The following is a 20928-nucleotide window of genomic DNA, read 5'->3' on the forward strand; positions in this document are numbered from 1 at the left end:
TATATCATCTCCTAATTACGCAAACTGTGCCATGTACAGGTCATAGTATGCACCGCGCTTTGCAATGAGCTGATCGTGGCTGCCAGTCTCCTGGATACCGCCGCCGTTAATAACGAAGATGCGGTCTGCATTCTTAATTGTTGATAAGCGGTGCGCAATAACAAAGCTTGTACGGCCCTTTAAAAGCGCCTGGATGCCCTTCTGAACCAGCATCTCTGTGTGAGTATCTATGCTACTTGTGGCCTCATCAAGGATAAGGATCTTGGGCATAGAAATCATGGTACGGGCAAAGGCGATAAGCTGTCTCTGACCGATGGACAGGCCTGCGCCGCGCTCTTTAAGTTCTGTATCGTAGCCCTTTTCAAGCTCCATGATAAAGTCGTGGGCGTTAACTGCCTTAGCTGCAGCGATCATCTCCTCTTCTGTGGCGTCAAGCTTACCATACATGATGTTCTCGCGAACTGTACCCTGGAAGATGAAGTTATCCTGGGTCATGACGCCCATCTGACTTCTAAGGCTATTGATGGTAACGTCTGTAAGGTCGTTGTCATCAACATATATCTTACCCTTCTGGATGTCATAAAATCTGCTGATAAGGTTAACAATTGTGGACTTGCCGGCGCCGGTTGGACCAACAAGGGCAATTGTCTCGCCAGGTCTTGCTTCAAAGCTGACGTTATCAAGAACCTTAGTCTCTGCCTCAGTTCCCTCGTCATAGGTAAAGCCAACATTCTCAAAGCGCACCTTTCCGCGGATAGGAGGTAGCTCTTTTGCCCCGTCCTTATCAACGATGGTGGCCTCGGTGTCCAGAATATCAAAGACACGCTCTGCTGCGGTCATATTGGTAACAAGCTGGTTGTAGTAGTTGGAAAGACCCATGATTGGACTCCAGAACATACCACAGTAGCTTGCAAAGGCTGTAAGAAGGCCCACTGACGCATCTGTGTAGCCAAGGAATCTTACAGCTACAAGATAAAGAGCCATGCTGCTTATTGCCCAGCTCATGTCAATTGAAGGTCCAAAAAGATCTACTGCTCTGCAGGCCTTGATATAGGCATCGCGGTGGGCATTAGCCAGTTCTCTAAAGGTCTTCTTGGTCTCGCTCTCAGCATTAAAGCTCTGTACAACTGAGATTCCAGCGATATCCTCATGGATATAAGCTGTAAGGTTAGAGGACTTCTTACGAACATCCTCCCAGCGCTTGTGGCCTACGCTTCTGATCCAGAAAACGCTGACAAAGAGGATTGGCAGTGATACAAAGGTTCCAAGAGCAAGCTTCCAGTCCTTTACAAGCATGATCACCACAACTCCCGCAACTGTGATGAAGTTAGGGATCAGGTTTGTGATGGTGTTGGCCATTACATCCTTCATGGAGTTAACGTCTCCAATGATGCGGGCCAGGACCTTACCAGTTGGTCTTGAATCAAAAAATGAAAAAGACAATGTCTGGATGTGCTCATAAAGCTCCTGGCGCACATCTAAGAGAACCTTGTTAGCCACCTTGTTCATCAGATACATTCTGATCTTTACGAAAACAATGTAGACAATTCCAAGAACCACGATGATGCCTGCAGCTGACAGCAGTCCGTTGACATTTCTGTTGGCCACATGCTCATCAATTGCATATTCGATGAGGAGTGGGCTCACAAGGCTGATTCCAACTGCGATTCCCAGTGAAATTAAAACTGGAATTATCTCATAAATATGTGGTTTTAAATATCTAATAAGACGGACAAATATCTTTTTCCTGTCCGTGTGCTTTAGTGTCTCATCTTCACGAAATGAGTTAGTTGCCATTACGCACTCACCTCCATTTCTTCCAGAGCTCCGTATTGCGCAATGTATGTATCGTAGTAGAGCCCCTTCTTTCTAAGCAGCTGCTCGTGGGTTCCACGCTCAGCTATACGACCATCCTTAAGATAGATGATCTCATCTGCGTTTCTAACTGCAGAAATTCTGTGAGCAACAATAATTCTGGTTGTGCTCTTGATCTCATCCAGAGTCTTCTGGATCTCTGCCTCTGTCTCCATATCAAGGGCTGAAGTTGAATCGTCAAGAACCAGTATTGGTGCATCCTTTGAGATGGCACGGGCGATACTGATACGCTGCTTCTGTCCTCCTGAAAGGCCTACGCCTCTCTCACCAATAACTGTCTTGTACTGCTCATCAAGCTTTTCGATAAACTCGCTGGCCTTGGCCTTCTTAGCAGCATCAACAATAGTATCCATGGTCATTTCTTCCCTGCGACCCATGCGGATATTCTCCTCAATGGTGTCAGAGAAAAGAAATACATCCTGCATAACTACTGATGTGGCACCTCGTACCTGGTCAAGGTCCATCTCCTTAAGCTCATTGCCATCAAGCCTGATGGTGCCCTCTGTAGGGTCATAGAAACGCTGTAAAAGGTTAACTATGGTTGACTTTCCAGAGCCTGTCTGGCCCATAATTCCAAGGGTCTTGCCCTTTTGAAGGCTAAAGCTTATATCTGACAGTATCTCTTTATCTCCAAGAGTAAGTGACACGTGGTCAAACTCAACCTCTCCCTTAACCTCTTCAACATGCTTTGGTTCTGGGCAGACGGATAATGTAGAATGCTCTTCATAGATCTTTTTAACCTTCTTCATTGATGCGAAGGCGCTGGAGATCTCGTTGGTGATCCATCCAAGCTCCTCCATAGGCCATGTGCAGTTCCTTGCGTAGATTATGTAGGCCGCAAGATCGCCCAGGTCCATGTGTCCGTTAATTACGGAGATTCCGCCAAGAACTGCGCAGGCTACGGGAAGAAGTGTTCCAGCCAGCTGAAATACTGGATAGAAGCGAATCAAAACCTTAGCCTCCTGCATGTTCAGGTCATGGTATTTCTTATTGTGTTCAAAGAACTTCTTAATCTCATAATCTTCCCTGGCAAATGCCTTAACTGTGCGCACTCCAGCCAGATTCTCTTCCGCGATCGTTGTAAGAAGAGCGTTCTCCTCACTTATGTCGTCGTAGACTTTGTCCAGCTTCTTCTCCATGATGATGGCTGTGGCTCCGCAGATTGCCATAAATGTAAGAGGTAAAAGAGTAAGAACCGCATTTATCCTAAACATGAAATACAGGATAAGTACTGCGTTGATCACTACCTCCATGCCCATCATGGCCGCCATTCCAACAAGCTGATAGATCTTGTCGATATCATCCTTAACTCTGGCCATCAGCTCTCCTGTGCTGGCATCGTCAAAATAGTCAAGAGAAAGTCCCTGAATATGGTCAAAGAGATCCTTTCTCATCTCAGTTCCGATGGTTATACAATTCTTGTCGAATGTATATTCACGGAAGTATCCAAAAACACTTCTGCCTACGCCGATTACAATAATGATTCCAAGCAGAAATGGGAACAGATCATAATTCTGGCCGACTAAAACGTCATTTACAATTTTCTTAGTTACTTTAGGGAACATCATGTCAAGGGCAATCGCTATCAACATGAACGTTACTGCCATGGTGTATGATGCCCAGTGCTTTCGCACATAACTTCCTAGTGTCTTCATTTATCCCTCCCTGTGGTGCAAATGCAATTAAGCCATAGAGCCAATTGCACATTTTCGTTTCCTTTATGTCTCATTCCTCGGGTTCTGTGAACTTTGAAAACGGGCCCAGTTTCCAAAACAGCATAAAAAAACCCTAGGCAAATCATCCAGACTTACCTAGGGCATGCGTATCACAATGTCATTCTATTTAGATGCGGCAAATAGCCTTATCCACGCAGAATATCCCGAGGTAAAGTCATAGCATAATTATGTAGTACTCTGATTTTTGCCACATTAATCATTACATTTACCTCGCTTTCATTAAAATTTATCAGCCGTAGCACTGCTGACCTTTTGATAATTGCACATCAAAATTACATTGTCAACACAATTTTTGAAATTTTAATACATTTTTCTAAAAACTCGTGATCATGACGCCTTCATTTCAATCTTCTTATCCGCGCCACTAGTGATATCCGGGTTAACAATGTTCATCTTATCTGCCACCTTCACCAGGAATTTAAACAGCTCTTTGTGCCTTTTAAGGAGCGTAAGGACATTCTTATCCACGCCCTTAAGCCTTAATACCAGAATTGTGAGCCATGGGAAAAGACCTATGAGCTTAACCAGGAAGCTGTGATTGGTTATAAAGTCAACAACGCCCACAACATCGGTGTCTATATTGTTCTGACTAAGGATCTCTTTAAGGGATTCCACCATCTTAGGGTACTTCATCTTGTAGCGAAGGATGAAAGCCAAAAGATCTGAAGCGCTTTCTGAATATCTCTTGTCTGAGAAGGTACTGAATATGGCATCCTGATTATTTCTGATGGCGCCAATTATGATGTTACCTACCATTTTAGCCACATCCTCTTTTTCCTGGGCGGGAATAGAACGGATGAAGCTGTTGAACATCTTATCAAGGTCCGCCATCTTAGGATCCTGGCCCTGAGCCTTCCAAAGGAACGCATCATCGTACTCATCAAAGAAAAGAATAGCATTTGGGCAGTGGTTCTCACCAAAACCAAGTCTTCCATAGTTGGTACCAAGGTAGAACTGCTTAGTGCCCACTTCGTTGAGAAGCAGGTTCACATAATCGCTCTCAGCACAAATTGTGTGGATACGATCCTGGCGACGTCTGATGATATCTGCATACTTGTCGATAAACTCATCTGAAAAGCCCTGTCCGTCAAAAGAGATACAGTTATCCACTGTGTTATCCATGAGAGTTATATAAACAGCCTTGTTACCACCCTTGGAATGTCCGGTAACAGTGATCACATCGCAGTCTGTAAGATCAAGGGACTGATACCAGTTAAGGGCGTTCTGCTGAAAGGCAGTTGGGATCATATAAAGGCCTTCAACGTTATCAACCCATTCCGCGTCGCTTTCAGTACCCCTGAAGGCTACAATGGCTTCGTTCCCCTCGGGATCATATAAAAGCGCACTCTTTCCGCCGCCGGCACTGGTGCTTTCAAAGTGCACCGACTCAATGATTATGTCCCTCAGGTGCTGATTCTTGCCTGCAGCCTTAAGGATCTGCTTACATTCAAAGCCAGTCATGCCAGCAAAATACTCGTTTGAATCGTCAATTTCCGAAGCATTATCAAGAACGCTGTCTATATAGTCGCCAATTGTCTTGGTCTCGTTGACCTCTGAAAGGAAGGTACCCTTTGGACCTCCCAGGTTATCCAGATAGAGAAGATTATTGATAAAAACGATTTCCTCGATAGAAAGACCTGTATTCATGCAGTTATCCTCCCATCTATAGAAACATTCTCTGAATAGAGCCTTCCCCTTATTGGATCAGCGTCAGCTCTTTTCAAAATAACCACGTATACGTCGCCAACGATATCCTTGGCCTTTAAAACATCACAAAGCCTTGTGATACGCTCGCTATAAAGGCTCTTTGCAAGGACTTTGTCGCTTCTGTCGGGAATGATCCTGGTAAGCTGTGAACCATCCAAAAAGACCTTAAAGTCGTTACCAGCAGGAACTACACCAGTCAGCACGTCTGTAACAGTGATGCTGTCTTTGTATTCCATGCCAAGGAACTCTGAGAAGTCCGCACGGACATCGATTACAGGAAAGCCTGCGCTCTTAACCAGCTCAAGAACTGACTCCTGGATCTTGGAACGCACTATCTCTCCGTAGTAGTTGTCTTTGATAACAGTACGGGAAGAGGTAACTACTCCGCTTTCGCTTAAGCTGCTATTCTCTATGGCAATAGCAATATAACTAGGCCCATCCTCCTCAGAAAAATACCACTCGTTGTAGTCACGAAGCGTACCTGTCTTGGGCTCGCATCCGCTAATTATGAAGTTGTGAGTTGGATATTTGTTTTTAAGATAATGTCCCACAGCTCGCATCTCTGTGAGAATAGCGCTATCCTGATCATCCAAAGCGCCTGTTTCGATGGAATCCGAATTAAAAGAAATCCCCTTTAGAACACTTTTTTCGTTGTCTGTTAATGTCATAGTCGCCTCCCCCAATTACGCATCCGCGTTTCTAGCTTTTTATTAACTATGCATTCTTTTATTTCCCCACCATTCAATATTATCATAAAATCATTTGCGCTAGTAACAAAATTGCGGATAAAGGCACTGAATGCAACACCTTTATCAGCAAATCCCATAACCACGCGGTTTGTACCGTTTAACTTGACACACTTGTCATTTATTTCAATAGTTTACATAACATCATTTACCTTATCGGTCAATTGGTCATTTTCGATCACTTTTGTGTATAAAATAGCAATGGTTTTTAAATGCCCTATTTATGCGGTTTTCCGAAAACTCGTTTTTAACATATCCCCAGTTTCCACAGAGTTATCCACATGACACCACTGTCAATTATTCATATCTTTTCCATCAGTTTTCTGTAAAAGTGATAAGTTGTTCGTACAATTGATACAATTACACCTATTATTTAGTTGACATATTTTTGTAATATTTATTTTTATGTAAACCATGTGGTTAGTTTTTTATGATTGTCACCCTAATAGCCACATTAATTCACCTTAACCTTCAGACCAGAACTGGTTTAGATGGTTTTTGACTGAATCGGTCGAAATAGTCTTATATCCCTTCCACTCTCTTGGGAAAAGAGCTCTATAACTACTCTGCATGAATCTATCATCCAAAAGAACAGCCACGCCCTTGTCATCCTCTGTCCTGATAACACGGCCTGCTGCCTGAAGTACCTTGTTCATGCCTGGGAATCTGTAGGCATAATCAAAACCGTCAACGCCCTTGTTTTCGAAGAAATCTCTGATAATCTCCCTTTCATTGCAGACCATAGGAATACCAGGGCCCACCACCACAACGCCAATAAGGCTATCGTATTTAAGGTCAATTCCCTCACTGAAGATTCCACCCATAACGCAGAAGCCAAGGACATTCTTATCCTCTACCACGTCGATATCCATGTGGATAACTTCAGAAAGATCCAGGTCATTTCCAGCTGAGAATCTGTCAAGAAAGGCCTCTCTGGCACTCTCAGTCATGCCCTCGTGCTGAACCAGGATCTCAGTATTCTCGCTTTCAAGGAATTCCTCCTCATAGATCTCAAGTACATCCTCAAGGAACTGATGAGAAGGGAAGAAAATCAGGTAGTTGCCACTTCTAGCAAGGACTGTATCCCTGATATACTGGGCAATCCTGTAATACTGCTCGTAGCCTCTGTTCTGATAACGGGTGGTAACATCCTTTCCAATAAACACTCCCAGCCTTTCAGGATTGAAGACAGACTTGGCATAAATCTCGAAGTCCTCATCTGTTCCCCCAAGGAGCTTTTTGTAATACTGGATAGGCAGTAGTGTTGCGGAAAAGAGAATTGAAGATCTGCCTCTGGCCATGCACTCCGCCAGGTTGGTAGATGGATCAATACACGCAAGTCTAAGCAGGAATGACCCATCATAGGCAAATTCACTGTAGATCACGTAGTGGTCATCCACCTTTTCATAAATAGTTAGGAATCTGGACACATCAAAATAAAACTGCAGAATCTCTTCTCTGCAAGGTCCCTCCTGATGGTCCTCTAAATACTCACTCATAATGGCAGATAGCCTTGTTAACGGATTTATGAACTTATCTATGGTGTTATTTACAGTGCAGCCTTCGCAATCTCTTTTTAGCTCCAAAAGAGCCTTGTTGCACTTATCCAAATGCCCTGCGATCCTTGGATGGAACTCCTTGATCTGGTTCTTAAGCTCAAGAAAGCTCTCTTTTCTAAGAACAGCGCTATACATATCCCTTCCTCTGTCAAGAAGGTTATGGGCCTCATCCACCAGGAAACAGTAGTCATTCCTTATTCCGTCACCAAAAAAGCGCCTAAGATACACAAAGGGATCAAAGACGTAGTTGTAGTCACAGATCACACCATCTGCCCAAAGGCTCATATCCAGCGACATCTCAAAGGGACAGACCTGGTGCTTGGTTGCATATTCTATAATGGTATCTCTTTTAAAAGAATCTTCATGAGTCAGAAGATCATAGATGGCATCGTTGATCCTGTCATAGTGGCCCTTAGCGTAGGGACAGGCCTCAGGATTACATTTCCTCTTATCCTCATCAATAAAGCAGATCTTATCACGGGCTGTGATGGTTACAGTCTTGAACTTGAGCCCCTGACTATCTCTTAAGGTGTCATAGGCCTCCTCTGCCACGGTTCTTGTGATGGTCTTGGCAGTAAGATAAAAGATTCTGGATATCTTGCCCTCGCCAACAGCCTTAACTGCAGGAAATACGGTGCTTATAGTCTTGCCGGTTCCAGTAGGAGCCTCTAAAAAGAGCTTTTTCTGGTGGACTATGGTTCTGTAAACGCCAGCTGCCAGCTCTTTTTGCCCATCTCTATAGGGAAATGGGAACTGGACCTGCTTGATGGAATCAGTCTTAACAATGCTCCAGTCATACTCAAACCTTGCCCACTTCATGTACTTCTCAGTAAGCTCCTGGAACCAGGCGCTGATTTCCTCATAGGAATAGGTGTAATCGAAGTATCTCATCTCCTCGGTATCGATGTTGCAATAACTCATGCGAACGTCAATCTCGGGATAATGGGCTTCCTGAAGATACATAAAGGCGTAGGCCTTAGCCTGAGCCAGGTGGACCGCCACAGGCTCCTTCATCTTGGCCAGGTCGCGATATGTTCCCTTAATCTCGTCAATCATAGGCGCATAGCGCTCAGATGGTAAAAGAGATCCCTGTGAATAGATACCATCCTGGGTTCCGAAGTACTTATCCCTTATGCCATCTGCTCTTCCTTCGATCACGATGTCGAAATCGCCGGCATTATGGGTGTACTTAAGCTGTACCTCGGCGTGGTAGTCAGGCCCCATGCTCTTTTGAATCATCCTGTGGATCCTGCCGCCCTCAAGCATAGCATCTGGAGAAGACTGATGTATTCTATTATCTATATCGCCACCCCTTAGTATGAATTCCACTAAGGATCTGACTGAAATCTTTATCTCCATAACAAAAAACTCCCCATGGCACATTGTATACCATGAGGAGTCTTTGTACTACAAGATTCAACAATTATTTTATTTTAGTGGGTAGAACAAGCTATTTAATGAAAAAATTATACTGCAACTGCGAGTTCGCTTAAGTAATTCTCAAATTCCTGATTGAATCCGTTGTACTCAACTGTAAGAGGCTGAGTAAGGTCAAGTCCAAATACACCAAGGATAGACTTAGCATCAACAACGTATCTGTTATAGTAAATATCTACATCAAAGTCACACTTTGTTGCCTCGCTGACGAAGTCCTTAACTTGAGATGGACTGAGCATGATGTGTTTCTGAATCATGTTACTGATCAACATAATGTCACTTCCTTTCTCGTCAATCGACTTTAAACGATATTACACGTAATTTGTGTTCATTTTGTGAATTATTTGCGAACAATTACACATAAAAATAATTTTAACTAAAACGTTTTCGCTCAATCCCGCTTCTGCTCTGGTTTTCAGCCTATGAAATACTTTTTCACTAAATATCATTTTTTCATCCCGGAGCTTAATTTTAGACAACTTTTTTCTTGCAATATGAAGAAAAAAGTAATTTAATGGAATGTGAATACTTATAAACAGAAAGTGAATACGATTATGGAAAACCTTAAAATTCCCAAGAACTACAAATCCGCCCTGGATCTTCACGACACCCAGGTCGGTATTAAGACAGTTAAGGACTTCTTTCAGGGCATGTTATCCACACGCCTTAATCTCCAGAGAGTAACAGCTCCTTTGTTTGTTACTCCAGAGTCAGGACTTAACGACAATCTTAACGGTGTAGAGCGCCCTGTTTCCTTTGATATTCTCAATGAGAATGAGCGCCCAGCTGAGATTGTGCACTCTCTTGCTAAATGGAAGAGATATGCTCTTAAGAAGTACGGTTTCAACGTATACGAAGGTCTTTACACAGATATGAACGCTGTCAGAAGAGATGAGATCCCTGACAACATCCATTCAATCTTCGTAGACCAGTGGGACTGGGAAAAGGTTATCAATAAAGAAGATAGAAATCTCGACTATCTAAAGGCCACAGTTAAGGACGTTTACAAGGTTCTTCGCAAGACTGAGAAGTTTATGTCTATCCAGTACGATTATATCGAGGAAATCCTTCCGGATGAGATTTTCTTCATCACTACTCAGGAGCTTGAGGACATGTTCCCAGACAATACTCCTAAGGAGCGTGAGTACTACATCGCCAAGGCTAAGGGCGCTGTATGTATCATGCAGATCGGTGATGAGCTTGCATCAGGTGACAAGCACGACGGAAGAGCTCCAGACTATGATGATTGGGCCCTCAATGCCGATATTATCGTGTACTACCCTGTTCTTGATATCGCTCTTGAGCTTTCAAGTATGGGTATCCGTGTAGACGAGGATTCTCTTGCATCTCAGCTTAAGAAGGCTGGCTGCGAAGACAGAGCACAGCTCCCATTCCAGAAGGCGATCCTTGACAAAGAGCTTCCATACACAATTGGAGGCGGTATTGGTCAGTCTCGTATCTGCATGTTCTTCTTAAGAAAGGCTCACATTGGAGAGGTTCAGTGCTCCATCTGGCCAGAAGAAATGGTAGAAGAGGCAACCAAGAACGGAATTTGGTTACTGTAATTTGATTAGATTCGGGAAGCTATTTTTTAGCTTCCCTTTTTCTTTGTAGCAGGTCAGGTACAGTCCCCTTTTCCACATAGGCCAGGTATTCACATCAACACACATCTAAGGGAGGCTTACATGAAAAACACATATTATGAAAATTCACAGGAAGAATACAGCGCAAAGGCTGTTTTAGTAGGTTTAAATACAGATAACGATACAGATGCATTTGAAAGGTCAATGGCGGAGTTAAAAGAGCTTACAAAGGCTCTGGACATTGCTGTGGTAAATACACTTACCCAGGCTCTCCCCTCCCCTGACAGAAGCACCTATATTGGCTCTGGTAAGGTAGAGGAAGTTAAGGCTGCCGTTGAGATGTTTGACGCAGACGTGGTTATCTTTGAGGACACCCTGTCTCCTATGCAGGTCAGGAACCTGGAGAAGGCTCTTGATACTGAGGTTATGGACAGAACAGGCCTCATCTTACAGATCTTTGCTAAAAGAGCTAAGACAAGAGAATCAAGGCTACAGGTTGAGTATGCTCAGCTTCAGTACATGCTTCCAAGACTTGTGGGAATGGGTACATCTCTTTCCCGTCAGGGCGGCGGCAGCGGCAGACTTTCCAACAAGGGTGCCGGTGAAAAGAAGCTGGAACTTGACAGAAGACGCATTGAACACCGCATGGCTGAGCTAAGAAGAGAGCTTGAAGGTGTTGAGAAGGAGCGAAATACCCAAAGGAGCAAAAGGCTTAATTCCAAGCTCCACAGTATCTCCCTTGTGGGTTATACCAACGCAGGTAAATCCACCATCCTCAACAGCCTCATTAAACTTTATGGCTCAGATTCTTTAGAGGAAAAGACGGTTCTTGAGAAGAATATGCTCTTTGCCACACTGGATACCAGTGTCAGGAAGATAGCACCTCCCTCTCATAAGCCATTTCTTTTAACAGATACCGTAGGATTTATCAGCAATCTCCCCCACGGTCTTGTAAAGGCCTTCCGCTCTACTCTTGAGGAGGCCAAGTACGCAGATCTCCTACTTCAGGTCATCGACTTCTCTGATCCTGAATACAGGCATCACATGGAGGTTACCAAGGAGACTCTGGCTGAGATTGGTGCCGGAGACGTGCCTGTAATCTATGTATTTAACAAGTCCGACATGGTTCAGAAGGAACAAGAGGAGAACAACCAGCTTGTAATGGAGGTTCCCCGCAGCATGGATGACCGCATCTATGTATGCGCCAAGGATAAGGACAGTCTTGATGCCCTCATCGAGCTTATGGAAAAGAAATTGTCAGAGAATGATACTCTCTGCAAGATGCTACTTCCCTACAGCGAAGGATCTCTTTTAAATCTGTTAAATGAGAGCTGCAAGATTGAGAACACTGAATATCTTCCTGAGGGAGTTGAGCTTAAGATATATCTTAATGCCAAGTTCTACTCCACGTATCAGGACTATGTAACTGAAGTTATTCATTGACAAATAGTGCTCTATGGAGTTAAATAATTAAAGAATTAAACAATAATGCTAGGGGAGCCCAGCTGAGAGTGTACGCAACTTTGCGTCTAACCCTTATTACCTGATCCGGTTAATGCCGGCGTAGGAAAGCACATTTTCGTTATGTTCTGCGTGGATAGTAGATTCTACCTGTTCACCATAGGCGTAGCGAACACGCGACTAAGACTATCCTCCCCTTGGCATACAAGAGGGAGGCTTTTTTATGGATTTATTTTTAGAAAAAGTGGTATACGACGGGGAAACCACTTATAGCCTGACAACAGCAGGTAATACCGCCATTGTGATCATCATGGTGCTTGCACTTCTCATGGCAAGCTTTTTTACCAACAAGGACAACAAATCAAAGCTCAGTGTTAAGCAGCTTACATATTCAGCGCTCTGCATCGCTCTTGCCTTTATTCTGTCAAATATTAAGCTCTTGAAGGCTCCTATGGGCGGTTCAGTAACTCCACTTAGCATGTTCATCATTACATACATCGGATACCTCTATGGCCCACGAGTAGGCATCAGCTCAGCTCTTGGCTATGGTTTCCTTCAGCTCATTGTGGATCCATACATCATTAGCGTTCCACAGCTTCTTTGCGACTACATTTTAGCCTTTGGTGCTCTCGGAATCGCAGGCTTCTTCTACAACAAGAAACATGGCATGGTAAAGGGCTATCTTGCCGGCATCCTTGGCAGATACTTCTTCTCAGTATTATCCGGCGTCATCTTCTTTGGAAGCTACGCCCCTGAAGGCCAGTCACCCCTTGTATATTCACTGCTCTACAACATTTCCTACATCGGAATCGAAGCAGTCATCACACTGGTCATCGTCCTCGTTCCATCAACAACCACTGTCCTTAAGCAGATAAAAGTTCAGGCCAACGAATCCAGCTCCAAAAAAGCCGTAAACGCAGCCTGACCATCACCCTTTAAGATATATAAGCCAGGCTCCATCCCAGAGCGGACGCCAGCCAATTCTGTTTTGCGATGGTTCGAGCACTGATATTTATGGCATTCCAAAAGCGGTTCTTAATCCTGCGAATTAAAACTCGGTTTGGCTCCTGGATTTTGCGGCAGGGTGTTTTAATACTCGTGAGTGTGAGCAAAAAGTGCCCATTTTCTAATGCTCCAAAGCAGACTTTAAGGCGCATGCGAACGATTGTCTGAAGCAGGGCGTTAATGATTATATTACATGGCAAGCCCGCCCAAGCGGGCATTGTGGCAAAAGAAAAATGAGAATTTTCAAACTCTCTGAGCTTGGAAATTCTCATTTATTTTTTGCCTATGGAGCATAGCTCCAATTGCCATGTAATATAATCCGCCCTGCAAGTTTATCGTGCAGCATGCGTAATAAATAAAAGTCTGCGGAGCATCTGAGAAAATGCGCACCTTTTTGGTAGGCGAACGAGATTAAAATCACCTGCCGTAAAATCCAGGAGACAAACCTCAAACATGTTAATTCGCAAGCAGGATTAAGAACCACTTTTGGAATGCCATAAATTAGCAGCACTCTCTTACATCGCAAAACAGAATTGGCTGGCGTCCGCTCTGGGATGGAGCCTGTTCCTTTAGATTCCGCCGGTGATGGTCTACGGCGCTAGTTTAATCTCTTTTCCAAGGGTAAAGGAGTAGATGTATACTTCCTTTACCTTTTTTTGTGTAGCGGATTCAAGAGCCTTTTTGTAGTAGTCCAGCTGGACTTTGTAGCGGTCTATGAGTTCCTTGTCCTCTTTGACTTTGTCGGTCTTGTAGTCCATGAGGACGATATCATCCCCTTCAAGGAACCAGGCGTCGATGATGCCCTGAACCAGCACCATCTCATCCTCTGGGAACTTCTCGTTAAGATCCCTGGCAGATACTCCCATCATGAAAGGCTTCTCTCTCATGAGATTTCCAGTTAAAAGAGCTTGTCCCATACGCTTTCCAAGGTCTGTGGACAGGAAGGTAATAATATCCTTGGCGTAGATTGAGTCGTAGTATTCCTCTGGAATAACCTTCTCGTCTGCCTTTTCCTTGATCCAGTCGCGGACCTGGGTCACGGTCACATTTGGATTTCCGTAGATCTTTTCATCCAAAAGCTCCATGACTCTGTGGTATGCGGTACCTCTCTCAGGGCCAGAAAGTCTGCCAGATGGCTCGTAGTCTGGCTTTTCCCTATCACCTGCAAAATCCACTATTTCTGCGGTAAAATGCTCTCCCTCTTCCTCAAGGGCCTGTTTTTTAAGCTCCGAAACGGTGGTCTTGGTAAAGAGTCCCTGGAGATTATCATAAGGGTATTTAGCGCTGAACTTTTCCTTGAGCCTTTCCTTAAGCTCTGGATCAACTCTGCCATCTATGTGGTCCGTAAGGTCAGCCCTGCGCAACTGCCCGGCTGTAGCCTTCTTAAGCTCCATAGTCAGGATCTTGTTATCGTCATAAAAGTCAAAATCAAAGGCTGGAACAGTCTCTGCCCTATCCTTGTATTTCTCGTAATCTGTGCCGTCTATAGATAGCTCTTTTACCAGCTTGCCAAAATTTGGGTGGCGCATAAGAGATGGCAGTAAAAGATCTAAATATGAGTGGGCACCTGACCTTATGGAGTAAGGAAGCACGGTATTAGCGGCAATAAGGGCTATCTCCTTAAGGGCCTTGTCAACAGTGGTGGCCACGTCCTTAAAGCAGGCGGTAAGGTAGAGCTTCTCCTTGGCTCTTGTAAGGGCAACGTAGAGGACTCTCAGCTCCTCTCCCAGGCAGTCCATCACCATCTTGTCTGCGATGATCAGGCGCTTCAGGGTGTCATACTTAACGCGAAGCTTACTGTCTATGCACCTTACACCTATTCCAAGGTCCATATCTGTAATAAGGTCGCCCTGGGTGTCCATCTTGTTAAAGCCTTTGGAAAGACCTGCCACGAAAACCACAGGGAACTCAAGTCCTTTACTCTTATGGATACTCATAATGCGGACAACATCGGCGTTTTCATCAATGGTGCCAGCTTCTCCCTGGTCCACCTGAATGAATTTTACATGCTCGATATATCTTACAAAGTGGAAAAGGCCTTTGAAACTGGACTTTTCAAAGGACAGAGCCTTGTTAAGAAGAAGGTCAAGGTTTGCCTTTCTCTGCTCTCCTCCTGGCATAGCGGCAACATAGGCATCAAAGCCTGTCTCCTGTATCACATACTGGATAATGCCGTGAACTGAGGTGTAGGTGGACATCTGTCGCAGGTTATCCACAAAGGCTACGAATTTATCTCTTTTATCCACCAGGTCTTCGTCTAAATCCACCTTCTTAAGGCAGGCGTAGAAGGGCTCAACCTTAAGGATAGATTCATCCTGATTGATGGCGATCCTGATCCTAGCCAGCTCTTCGTCGTCAAAGCCTCCGATGAAGGAGTGCATAATGGCAACCAGAGGAATGTCCTGCATAGGGTTATCAATGATGCTAAGAAGGTTAACTATGAAATCCACCTCAAAAGCCTCATAATAGCCCGATTTGGACTCTATATAGGCAGGAATGCCCTGTTTACCCAGAATCTTCTTAAACACGTCATCCCAGCCTGTATTTGCCCTTAAAAGGATAACTATATCTTTGTACTTAAGGTCTGGGTTCTTATGGCGAAGCTCAGCGATCTTGCCGGCTATAACAAGGGCTTCTTTCTCCTTGGCTGTGTAATCAGATAGTTCCTCACTATCACCCTCAGCCTCCACAAGGAGAAGTTCCGGTGACATGTCAAAGGCAGGCTCCTCATAGGTTGCGCCCGTAACAAGCCTTGCATCCTCATCGTAGGCTACGCTTCCTAAGTCAGTATCCATAATCTTCTCGAAGATGTAGTTGGTGCCCTCAAGGACCTCCTTCCTACTTCTAAAGTTCATATGAAGGTCGATTCGCCTATCCTTGGAATCAGGGTCCTTATTAAAGCTCACCAGCTTATCCATGAAGATCTCCGGGCGGGCCAGACGGAACTTGTAAATACTCTGCTTAACGTCGCCTACCATGAACCTTTCTGAACGCTCCACGTCCTCGCCGGAAATAGCCTTCAAAATAAGCTCCTGCACGTTATTACTGTCCTGATACTCATCTATTAATACTTCTTTAAAGAAATCCCTATATTCAAGGGCCACACTGGATGGAGTGCACTTTTCCATGATTTCCTGGCTAGAAAGCCCCTGACATTCCTCTTCTGAAGGGTGATTTACCAGTATGTTAAGTGCATAGTGCTCCATATCAGAAAAGTCGATGAGTCTCATCTCCTTTTTCTTGTCTTCGAAAGCTCTTTTAAACTTGATAGTAAGATTACAAAGCTCCTTAACAGCCCTGTCGCAAAGGACCATCTGATCAATGATCACATCACTTGGAAGGGCATAGTAGGTCTCAATGAGGTCCTTGATTTCATCCTTAACTGTGGTCCTTAAATTCTTGGCATACTCCCTCTTGGAAGGGTTAACGCTGTCGTCCTTCTTGGTGGGCAGCCTGTCAAAAGAAATACTTCTTATCCTGTCAAAGAGCTGGTCGTAGGAATTAAGGGATAAAAGAGCTTCAATCATATCCTTTTCCTTTTCGATCAGGTCTCCATACATGTATGGTCCATCTGGCTCACAGCAGATTTTCTCTGCGTTCTCCAGCTTATTAAAGCAATCCTTAAGTTTCCTTATGGTGTCACTTACACAGGCCTTCACCCAGTAAAGCTGTTCAAAATCAGCGCCTTCCAGACTATAGTCTCTGGATCTTTCATTAATCCAGTCCTCAGGCCAGGGCATACTCATAGAGAATCTAAAGAGCTGATAGATGTACTCCGCTACCTTCTTGTCGTTGCTGCCTGTGCCAAAGTACTCCATGGTATAAAGGAAATCGTCATTCTCTCCGGTTTTGGCCTTTTCGTACTCTGCTTCCAAAAGCTCGTTCATGACATCTTCCTGAAGGAGTCTGAACTCACCTTCGTCTCCAACCCTAAAGGACGGGTCCAGACCGATTGAATTAAAATTGTTCTTAATAATGTACTGACAGAAGGAATCTATGGTGGTTATCTGGGCATTGTGGACCAGAGTCTCCTGTTTCTGCAGGTGTTTGTTGTCAGGGTCCTCTAAAAGCTTATCCTGTATAGCTAAAGTGATCTTCTCCTTCATCTGTGAAGCCGCGGCCTTAGTGAAGGTCACCACAAGAAGATGGTCAATATCCACATTCTCACTGATCATCTGGATTATTCTCTCTACAAGGACCGCTGTCTTACCGGAGCCAGCAGCTGCAGATACAAGTATATTCTGTTTACGCGAGTCAATTACTGACTGCTGTTCTTTAGTGAATTTAACCGCCATTTCTTATGATCTCCATTGCATCCTGATCTGAAATATCAAGCTTTCTCTTGTTAAAGCCCGGAATCTTCTCATCATATCCACATATTGATCTGTACTGACAATAGGTACATGAGCCGTGAGTTCCCATTTCATAAGGGTTTACAGCTATATCACCATCAAGGATCCTATTGCCAAATTCCTTGATCTTCTTATGTACATAGGCTGAAATCTTGTCGTAGTCTGACCTTGACGCTGTCTGAGATCTGCTACTTAAGGTTCCATCCTTCTTAAGCTCTACCGGAATTACGTCGGACTTAGCTGTTAAGCCCTCATCCAGCATCTGGATAATAGCCTGATCTTCGTTAACCAGACCGGTCATTCGTAGCTCCTGTTTGATCATTTCATTGATCTCTTCTGGATGAAGGTCTCCCTTTCCAGCAACCACAGGGTCATCCACGTGGTAATACAAAATTGCAGCGGGAACCACATTCTTATTTCCGGATAATTTCTTTTCCGTGGCTATGGCAACATCCATATACATAACCAACTGAAGCTGAAGTCCATAATAGAGAGAAGCCACATTAAATCTATGTTTGCCGGACTTAAAGTCTATTACTTTGACGTACACATTATCATCATCTTTGTATAGATCAATTCGGTCAATTCTGCCCCTTAATTTCATACTGCGTGTTATTTTATCCTTTTCATCGGCAGAAAGATCTATGTTGATCTCATCAAGATTTCCAGCTTCAGAAAAGTCCATTTCCAAATATTCCGGGTTAAAGCGTCCCTTGGAAACCTGGTATTTAAGGGTTTCTACGGTCCTTGAAAGGATTCTCCTGATGCGTTCAACCATGAACTGATTGCGGGCACTACTCCTTAAAATGGTATCTCCATACCCATCCACCACGCTTGTTAAAATCTGATTTAACATTTCGTCAGATTGCTGCTGTGGCAAGGTTCTCCAGTCAATCTTCCTCTTTATGATCTCTGAAGTATATCTTTCCAAAACTTCATGGAATACATTTCCAAGATCCGATACGTCAAAGTCATAATCAGATCTTTCCTCCAGGTTAAGTCCGTAGCTTATAAAGTGTGCATAGCAGCAGGAAGCAAACCTCTCAAGACGACTTACAGAGTTTTCAAGGATTACGCCGTACAGAGCCTCCGCAACTCCCTTGGCTATTGGCTTATCGGTATAATGCTTGAAAGCCGCATCAGTCAAAGCATCAAGAAGTTCATCCCCCTTCTCTTCCTGTAAAACCTTATAAAGAGTCATGAAGGATGTGGTGTCTTCTTCCGGAAGGGTTCCTTCTGTGTATTTACGCAGCATTACTGCCAGATTGTCGCAGCTATCAAGAACCCTGACGTTCTGACTTAAGAAATCCCCATCCTCTGGTCTTTCCACCTTAAGGTCCTTGAACATCATTAGAAGTTTAGGAATCAGATAGGCTGGTCTTAAACTCTTTCCCTCCTGATCAAGCTCTGAGCATGACAGGTAAAGCCTGTTGGTAGGCTTTGTCAGGTTCATATAAAGATAGAGTCTCTGAATATACATCTGCTGTCTAGGAGTTGGCGCCAATTCTACTCCTGTATCAAGGTCTAAGAGGAACTGCCTGTCGATGTCCGACAAAATGCCGCCACTACCTGCATTTGAAGGTATTGCTCCGTCATTAACACCGATAAAGAACAGGTTCTTGATCTCCTTAAGCCTTGTTCTCTCAATGTCACCAACGATAATCCTGTCCACATCCTGAGGAATCGTGCCCACTTCGATCTCGCCAAAGCCGGCATTTAGAATATCCCTGAACTCTGTGATATCAATCTTGTCATCTCCAATAAGATCCATCATCTGCTGCAAAAGGCCCATGATCTTGCCGTAGATCTGGCCATATTCTCTACTTCTCTTAAGGTCTCCCCTATCCTCAAAGTACTTCTGATAGGAAAGGAGCTTATTCTCTGAATCGTTGTCCTCTATAACCTTCATAAGGGCTGTAGCAATCTCTTTTACCGTTCCCTCTTTAACATCAAATAAGGGCGCAAGATTAGCGCTTATGACACTTCTCATGTTCTCAAGCTTCGCCATAAGGGCTATCTCGTACTCCGCCAGATTATCAGCATTCTTCCTTGGTTTAAAATGCCTTGGCATGCGCCTTGAGAATCTGTCCTCCCACTGGTTCTTGCCGCTTATTCCAAGGGCTCTGACGTAGTTCTCAAGATAATCCACATCCTCCCTGTCAAAGGAAGTCATGCCGCTTCGCATATAGTGGAACACATCCTCGTACTTGTAGTTAGTAATAACGATATTGATGGCACTTGTGATGAACTCCACAAAGGGATTCAGCACCAGCTTGGTGTTCTGGTCGATGTAGACCGGTATATCGAATTTCTCTGCTTCTTTTTCCACAATATCACTGTAGCTGTCCAATGAACCGCACACTATGGCAATGTCCCTAAAGGCGCATTCTCCAGAGTTTATCAGCTCTGATATCTTGATAAAGGTCTGTCTTACCTCCTCAAGCGGGGTCTGGGATGTGTAGAGGGCGATGTTAAGGTCATCCCCTTCATAGCTCTTTTTGTTATATCTAAAGAGGTTCTCCTCAAGAAAGGCCAGGGACTTATTGCCCTCTAGTCTCTTTACCGGAGTCTCCTTTATGAATATGTCGCTTCTCTCCTTGGCAAAAGAGCTCCTCCATACTTCAAAGTCAGGCAGGGAGCCCACTTTCCCGTATATATCGCTTTCTAAATTGTACTGCAGCTTTTCAAGGTCTCTGACTGTTTTCTTGGTGAGCATGAACAGCTCCTGATCCTCCACTGGGCCCTCTGGGTCCTCCTCTGGAGAAATGGTCAGAGAAACCACCACCTCTTTGCAAAGGGCAAGGAGATTTTCAATTACTCTGTACTGGATAGGGGTAAAGCCAGTGAAACCGTCAAATACAATGATACTGTCCTTGATAAGCCCTGATTTAGGAAGGACTTTACAAAGAACGTCCAGCTTTTCCTCTGTTGTTATGAATTTGCCGTCGATATATTTAAGAAATTCACTGTAGAGAAGTCTAAGATCCTTGATTTTGGAGTTAAGTGCCCCCTTTTCATAGCTCTTTTCCTCAAGGGCAGCCAGCTCCTCATCTCCAATTCCGTACTGCATGAATTCAGAAATTGTGGACTTAACTTCGTCGATATAGCCTGGTTTATGCATATTGGAGCCGATTATAGGAAGTCTGTCTCCGAGGATATCGGAAACACGCCTTAAGACAAGACTTTTGCCCACGTCATCAAGCACAGAAAAAGAGCCAAGGCCTGTTTCGTCAAAGATTCTGTGACAAAGCCTGCCAAAGCTCAATACATCAATGTTCATTATGGCATGAGAAGGGTGCATTCTTACTACATCCTTCTGGGTCTGCATGGTAAACTGGTCTGGAACTATGATATAAAAATCACGTCCAGGCTCTTCTATACTTCTTTTTATAATTTCCTGGTACAAAAGTGTACTCTTTCCTGCACCAGATGCCCCAAAACAAAACCTTAACATTCCAAATCCGCCC

The 20928-nt window shown here is 44.2% G+C and carries 11 protein-coding genes and 1 riboswitch; of the genes, 3 read left to right on the forward strand and 8 right to left on the reverse strand.

All coding sequences use genetic code 11. The features are described 5' to 3' along the window. Positions 1-15 precede the first annotated feature (15 nt). From T541_RS0111960 to T541_RS0111985, 6 genes are all read right to left on the reverse strand, one after another. Complete coding sequence (locus T541_RS0111960; RefSeq protein ID WP_026652951.1) at positions 16-1797, reverse strand: ABC transporter ATP-binding protein; 1782 nt, start codon at positions 1795-1797, stop codon at positions 16-18. Continuing rightward, entirely contained in the window at positions 1797-3530 is a 1734-nt protein-coding gene (locus tag T541_RS0111965; RefSeq protein ID WP_026652952.1) for an ABC transporter ATP-binding protein, read from the reverse strand. The genes T541_RS0111960 and T541_RS0111965 overlap by 1 nt, the downstream gene beginning before the upstream one ends. Before the next feature lie 408 nt (positions 3531-3938). Beyond that, a complete protein-coding gene (locus T541_RS19515) occupies positions 3939-5258 on the reverse strand; it encodes an Mbeg1-like protein (protein WP_051538230.1) in 1320 nt (439 codons plus the stop codon). Further along, entirely contained in the window at positions 5255-5986 is a 732-nt protein-coding gene (locus T541_RS0111975) for a hypothetical protein (protein ID WP_026652953.1), read from the reverse strand. The genes T541_RS19515 and T541_RS0111975 overlap by 4 nt, the downstream gene beginning before the upstream one ends. A gap of 542 nt (positions 5987-6528) precedes the next feature. After that, positions 6529-8982 carry an ATP-dependent DNA helicase gene (locus tag T541_RS0111980; protein ID WP_026652954.1) on the reverse strand — a complete coding sequence of 818 codons (2454 nt, stop codon included), beginning with the start codon at positions 8980-8982 and terminating at the stop codon, positions 6529-6531. Positions 8983-9089: 107 nt separating this feature from the next. Beyond that, the gene (locus T541_RS0111985; protein ID WP_026652955.1) at positions 9090-9317 is read right to left on the reverse strand and encodes an HPr family phosphocarrier protein; all 228 of its coding nucleotides are present in this window, start codon (positions 9315-9317) and stop codon (positions 9090-9092) included. Positions 9318-9614: 297 nt separating this feature from the next. On the opposite strand from T541_RS0111985, the gene asnA reads away from it, so the two are divergent. The 3 genes from asnA to thiT all read left to right on the forward strand — a co-directional run bounded on the left by asnA (position 9615) and on the right by thiT (position 13029). Continuing rightward, the gene (asnA, locus tag T541_RS0111990) at positions 9615-10625 is read left to right on the forward strand and encodes an aspartate--ammonia ligase (protein WP_026652956.1); all 1011 of its coding nucleotides are present in this window, start codon (positions 9615-9617) and stop codon (positions 10623-10625) included. Between the two features lie 120 nt (positions 10626-10745). Beyond that, positions 10746-12086, forward strand: coding sequence for a GTPase HflX (gene hflX, locus T541_RS0111995; protein WP_026652957.1), 1341 nt, complete (start codon positions 10746-10748; stop codon positions 12084-12086). A 40-nt stretch (positions 12087-12126) separates the two neighbouring features. Then, positions 12127-12230, forward strand: a riboswitch (TPP riboswitch). Positions 12231-12327: 97 nt separating this feature from the next. After that, entirely contained in the window at positions 12328-13029 is a 702-nt protein-coding gene (gene thiT / locus T541_RS0112000; protein WP_034466986.1) for an energy-coupled thiamine transporter ThiT, read from the forward strand. Between the two features lie 670 nt (positions 13030-13699). On the opposite strand, the gene addA is transcribed toward thiT, so the two are convergent. Beyond that, positions 13700-17404: a helicase-exonuclease AddAB subunit AddA gene (gene addA / locus T541_RS0112010; RefSeq protein WP_026652960.1), complete on the reverse strand. Its 3705-nt coding sequence runs from the start codon at positions 17402-17404 to the stop codon at positions 13700-13702. Continuing rightward, a complete protein-coding gene (locus tag T541_RS19520) occupies positions 17394-20915 on the reverse strand; it encodes a PD-(D/E)XK nuclease family protein (protein WP_034466989.1) in 3522 nt (1173 codons plus the stop codon). The genes addA and T541_RS19520 overlap by 11 nt, the downstream gene beginning before the upstream one ends. Positions 20916-20928 lie beyond the last annotated feature (13 nt).

Origin of the sequence: Butyrivibrio proteoclasticus P6B7 (genome assembly GCF_000622085.1) — a bacterium.
GTDB classification, from domain to species: domain Bacteria; phylum Bacillota; class Clostridia; order Lachnospirales; family Lachnospiraceae; genus Butyrivibrio; species Butyrivibrio proteoclasticus_A.

Coding starts and splice junctions, on each gene's coding strand:
- T541_RS19515 (WP_051538230.1), bottom strand. CDS start 5,258: ATGAATACAGGTCTTTCTATCGAGGAAATCGTTTTTATCAATAATCTT.
- T541_RS0111975 (WP_026652953.1), bottom strand. CDS start 5,986: ATGACATTAACAGACAACGAAAAAAGTGTTCTAAAGGGGATTTCTTTT.
- T541_RS0111960 (WP_026652951.1), bottom strand. CDS start 1,797: ATGGCAACTAACTCATTTCGTGAAGATGAGACACTAAAGCACACGGAC.
- hflX (WP_026652957.1), top strand. CDS start 10,746: ATGAAAAACACATATTATGAAAATTCACAGGAAGAATACAGCGCAAAG.
- T541_RS0111980 (WP_026652954.1), bottom strand. CDS start 8,982: ATGGAGATAAAGATTTCAGTCAGATCCTTAGTGGAATTCATACTAAGG.
- asnA (WP_026652956.1), top strand. CDS start 9,615: ATGGAAAACCTTAAAATTCCCAAGAACTACAAATCCGCCCTGGATCTT.
- T541_RS0111965 (WP_026652952.1), bottom strand. CDS start 3,530: ATGAAGACACTAGGAAGTTATGTGCGAAAGCACTGGGCATCATACACC.
- thiT (WP_034466986.1), top strand. CDS start 12,328: ATGGATTTATTTTTAGAAAAAGTGGTATACGACGGGGAAACCACTTAT.
- T541_RS19520 (WP_034466989.1), bottom strand. CDS start 20,915: ATGTTAAGGTTTTGTTTTGGGGCATCTGGTGCAGGAAAGAGTACACTT.
- T541_RS0111985 (WP_026652955.1), bottom strand. CDS start 9,317: ATGATTCAGAAACACATCATGCTCAGTCCATCTCAAGTTAAGGACTTC.
- addA (WP_026652960.1), bottom strand. CDS start 17,404: ATGGCGGTTAAATTCACTAAAGAACAGCAGTCAGTAATTGACTCGCGT.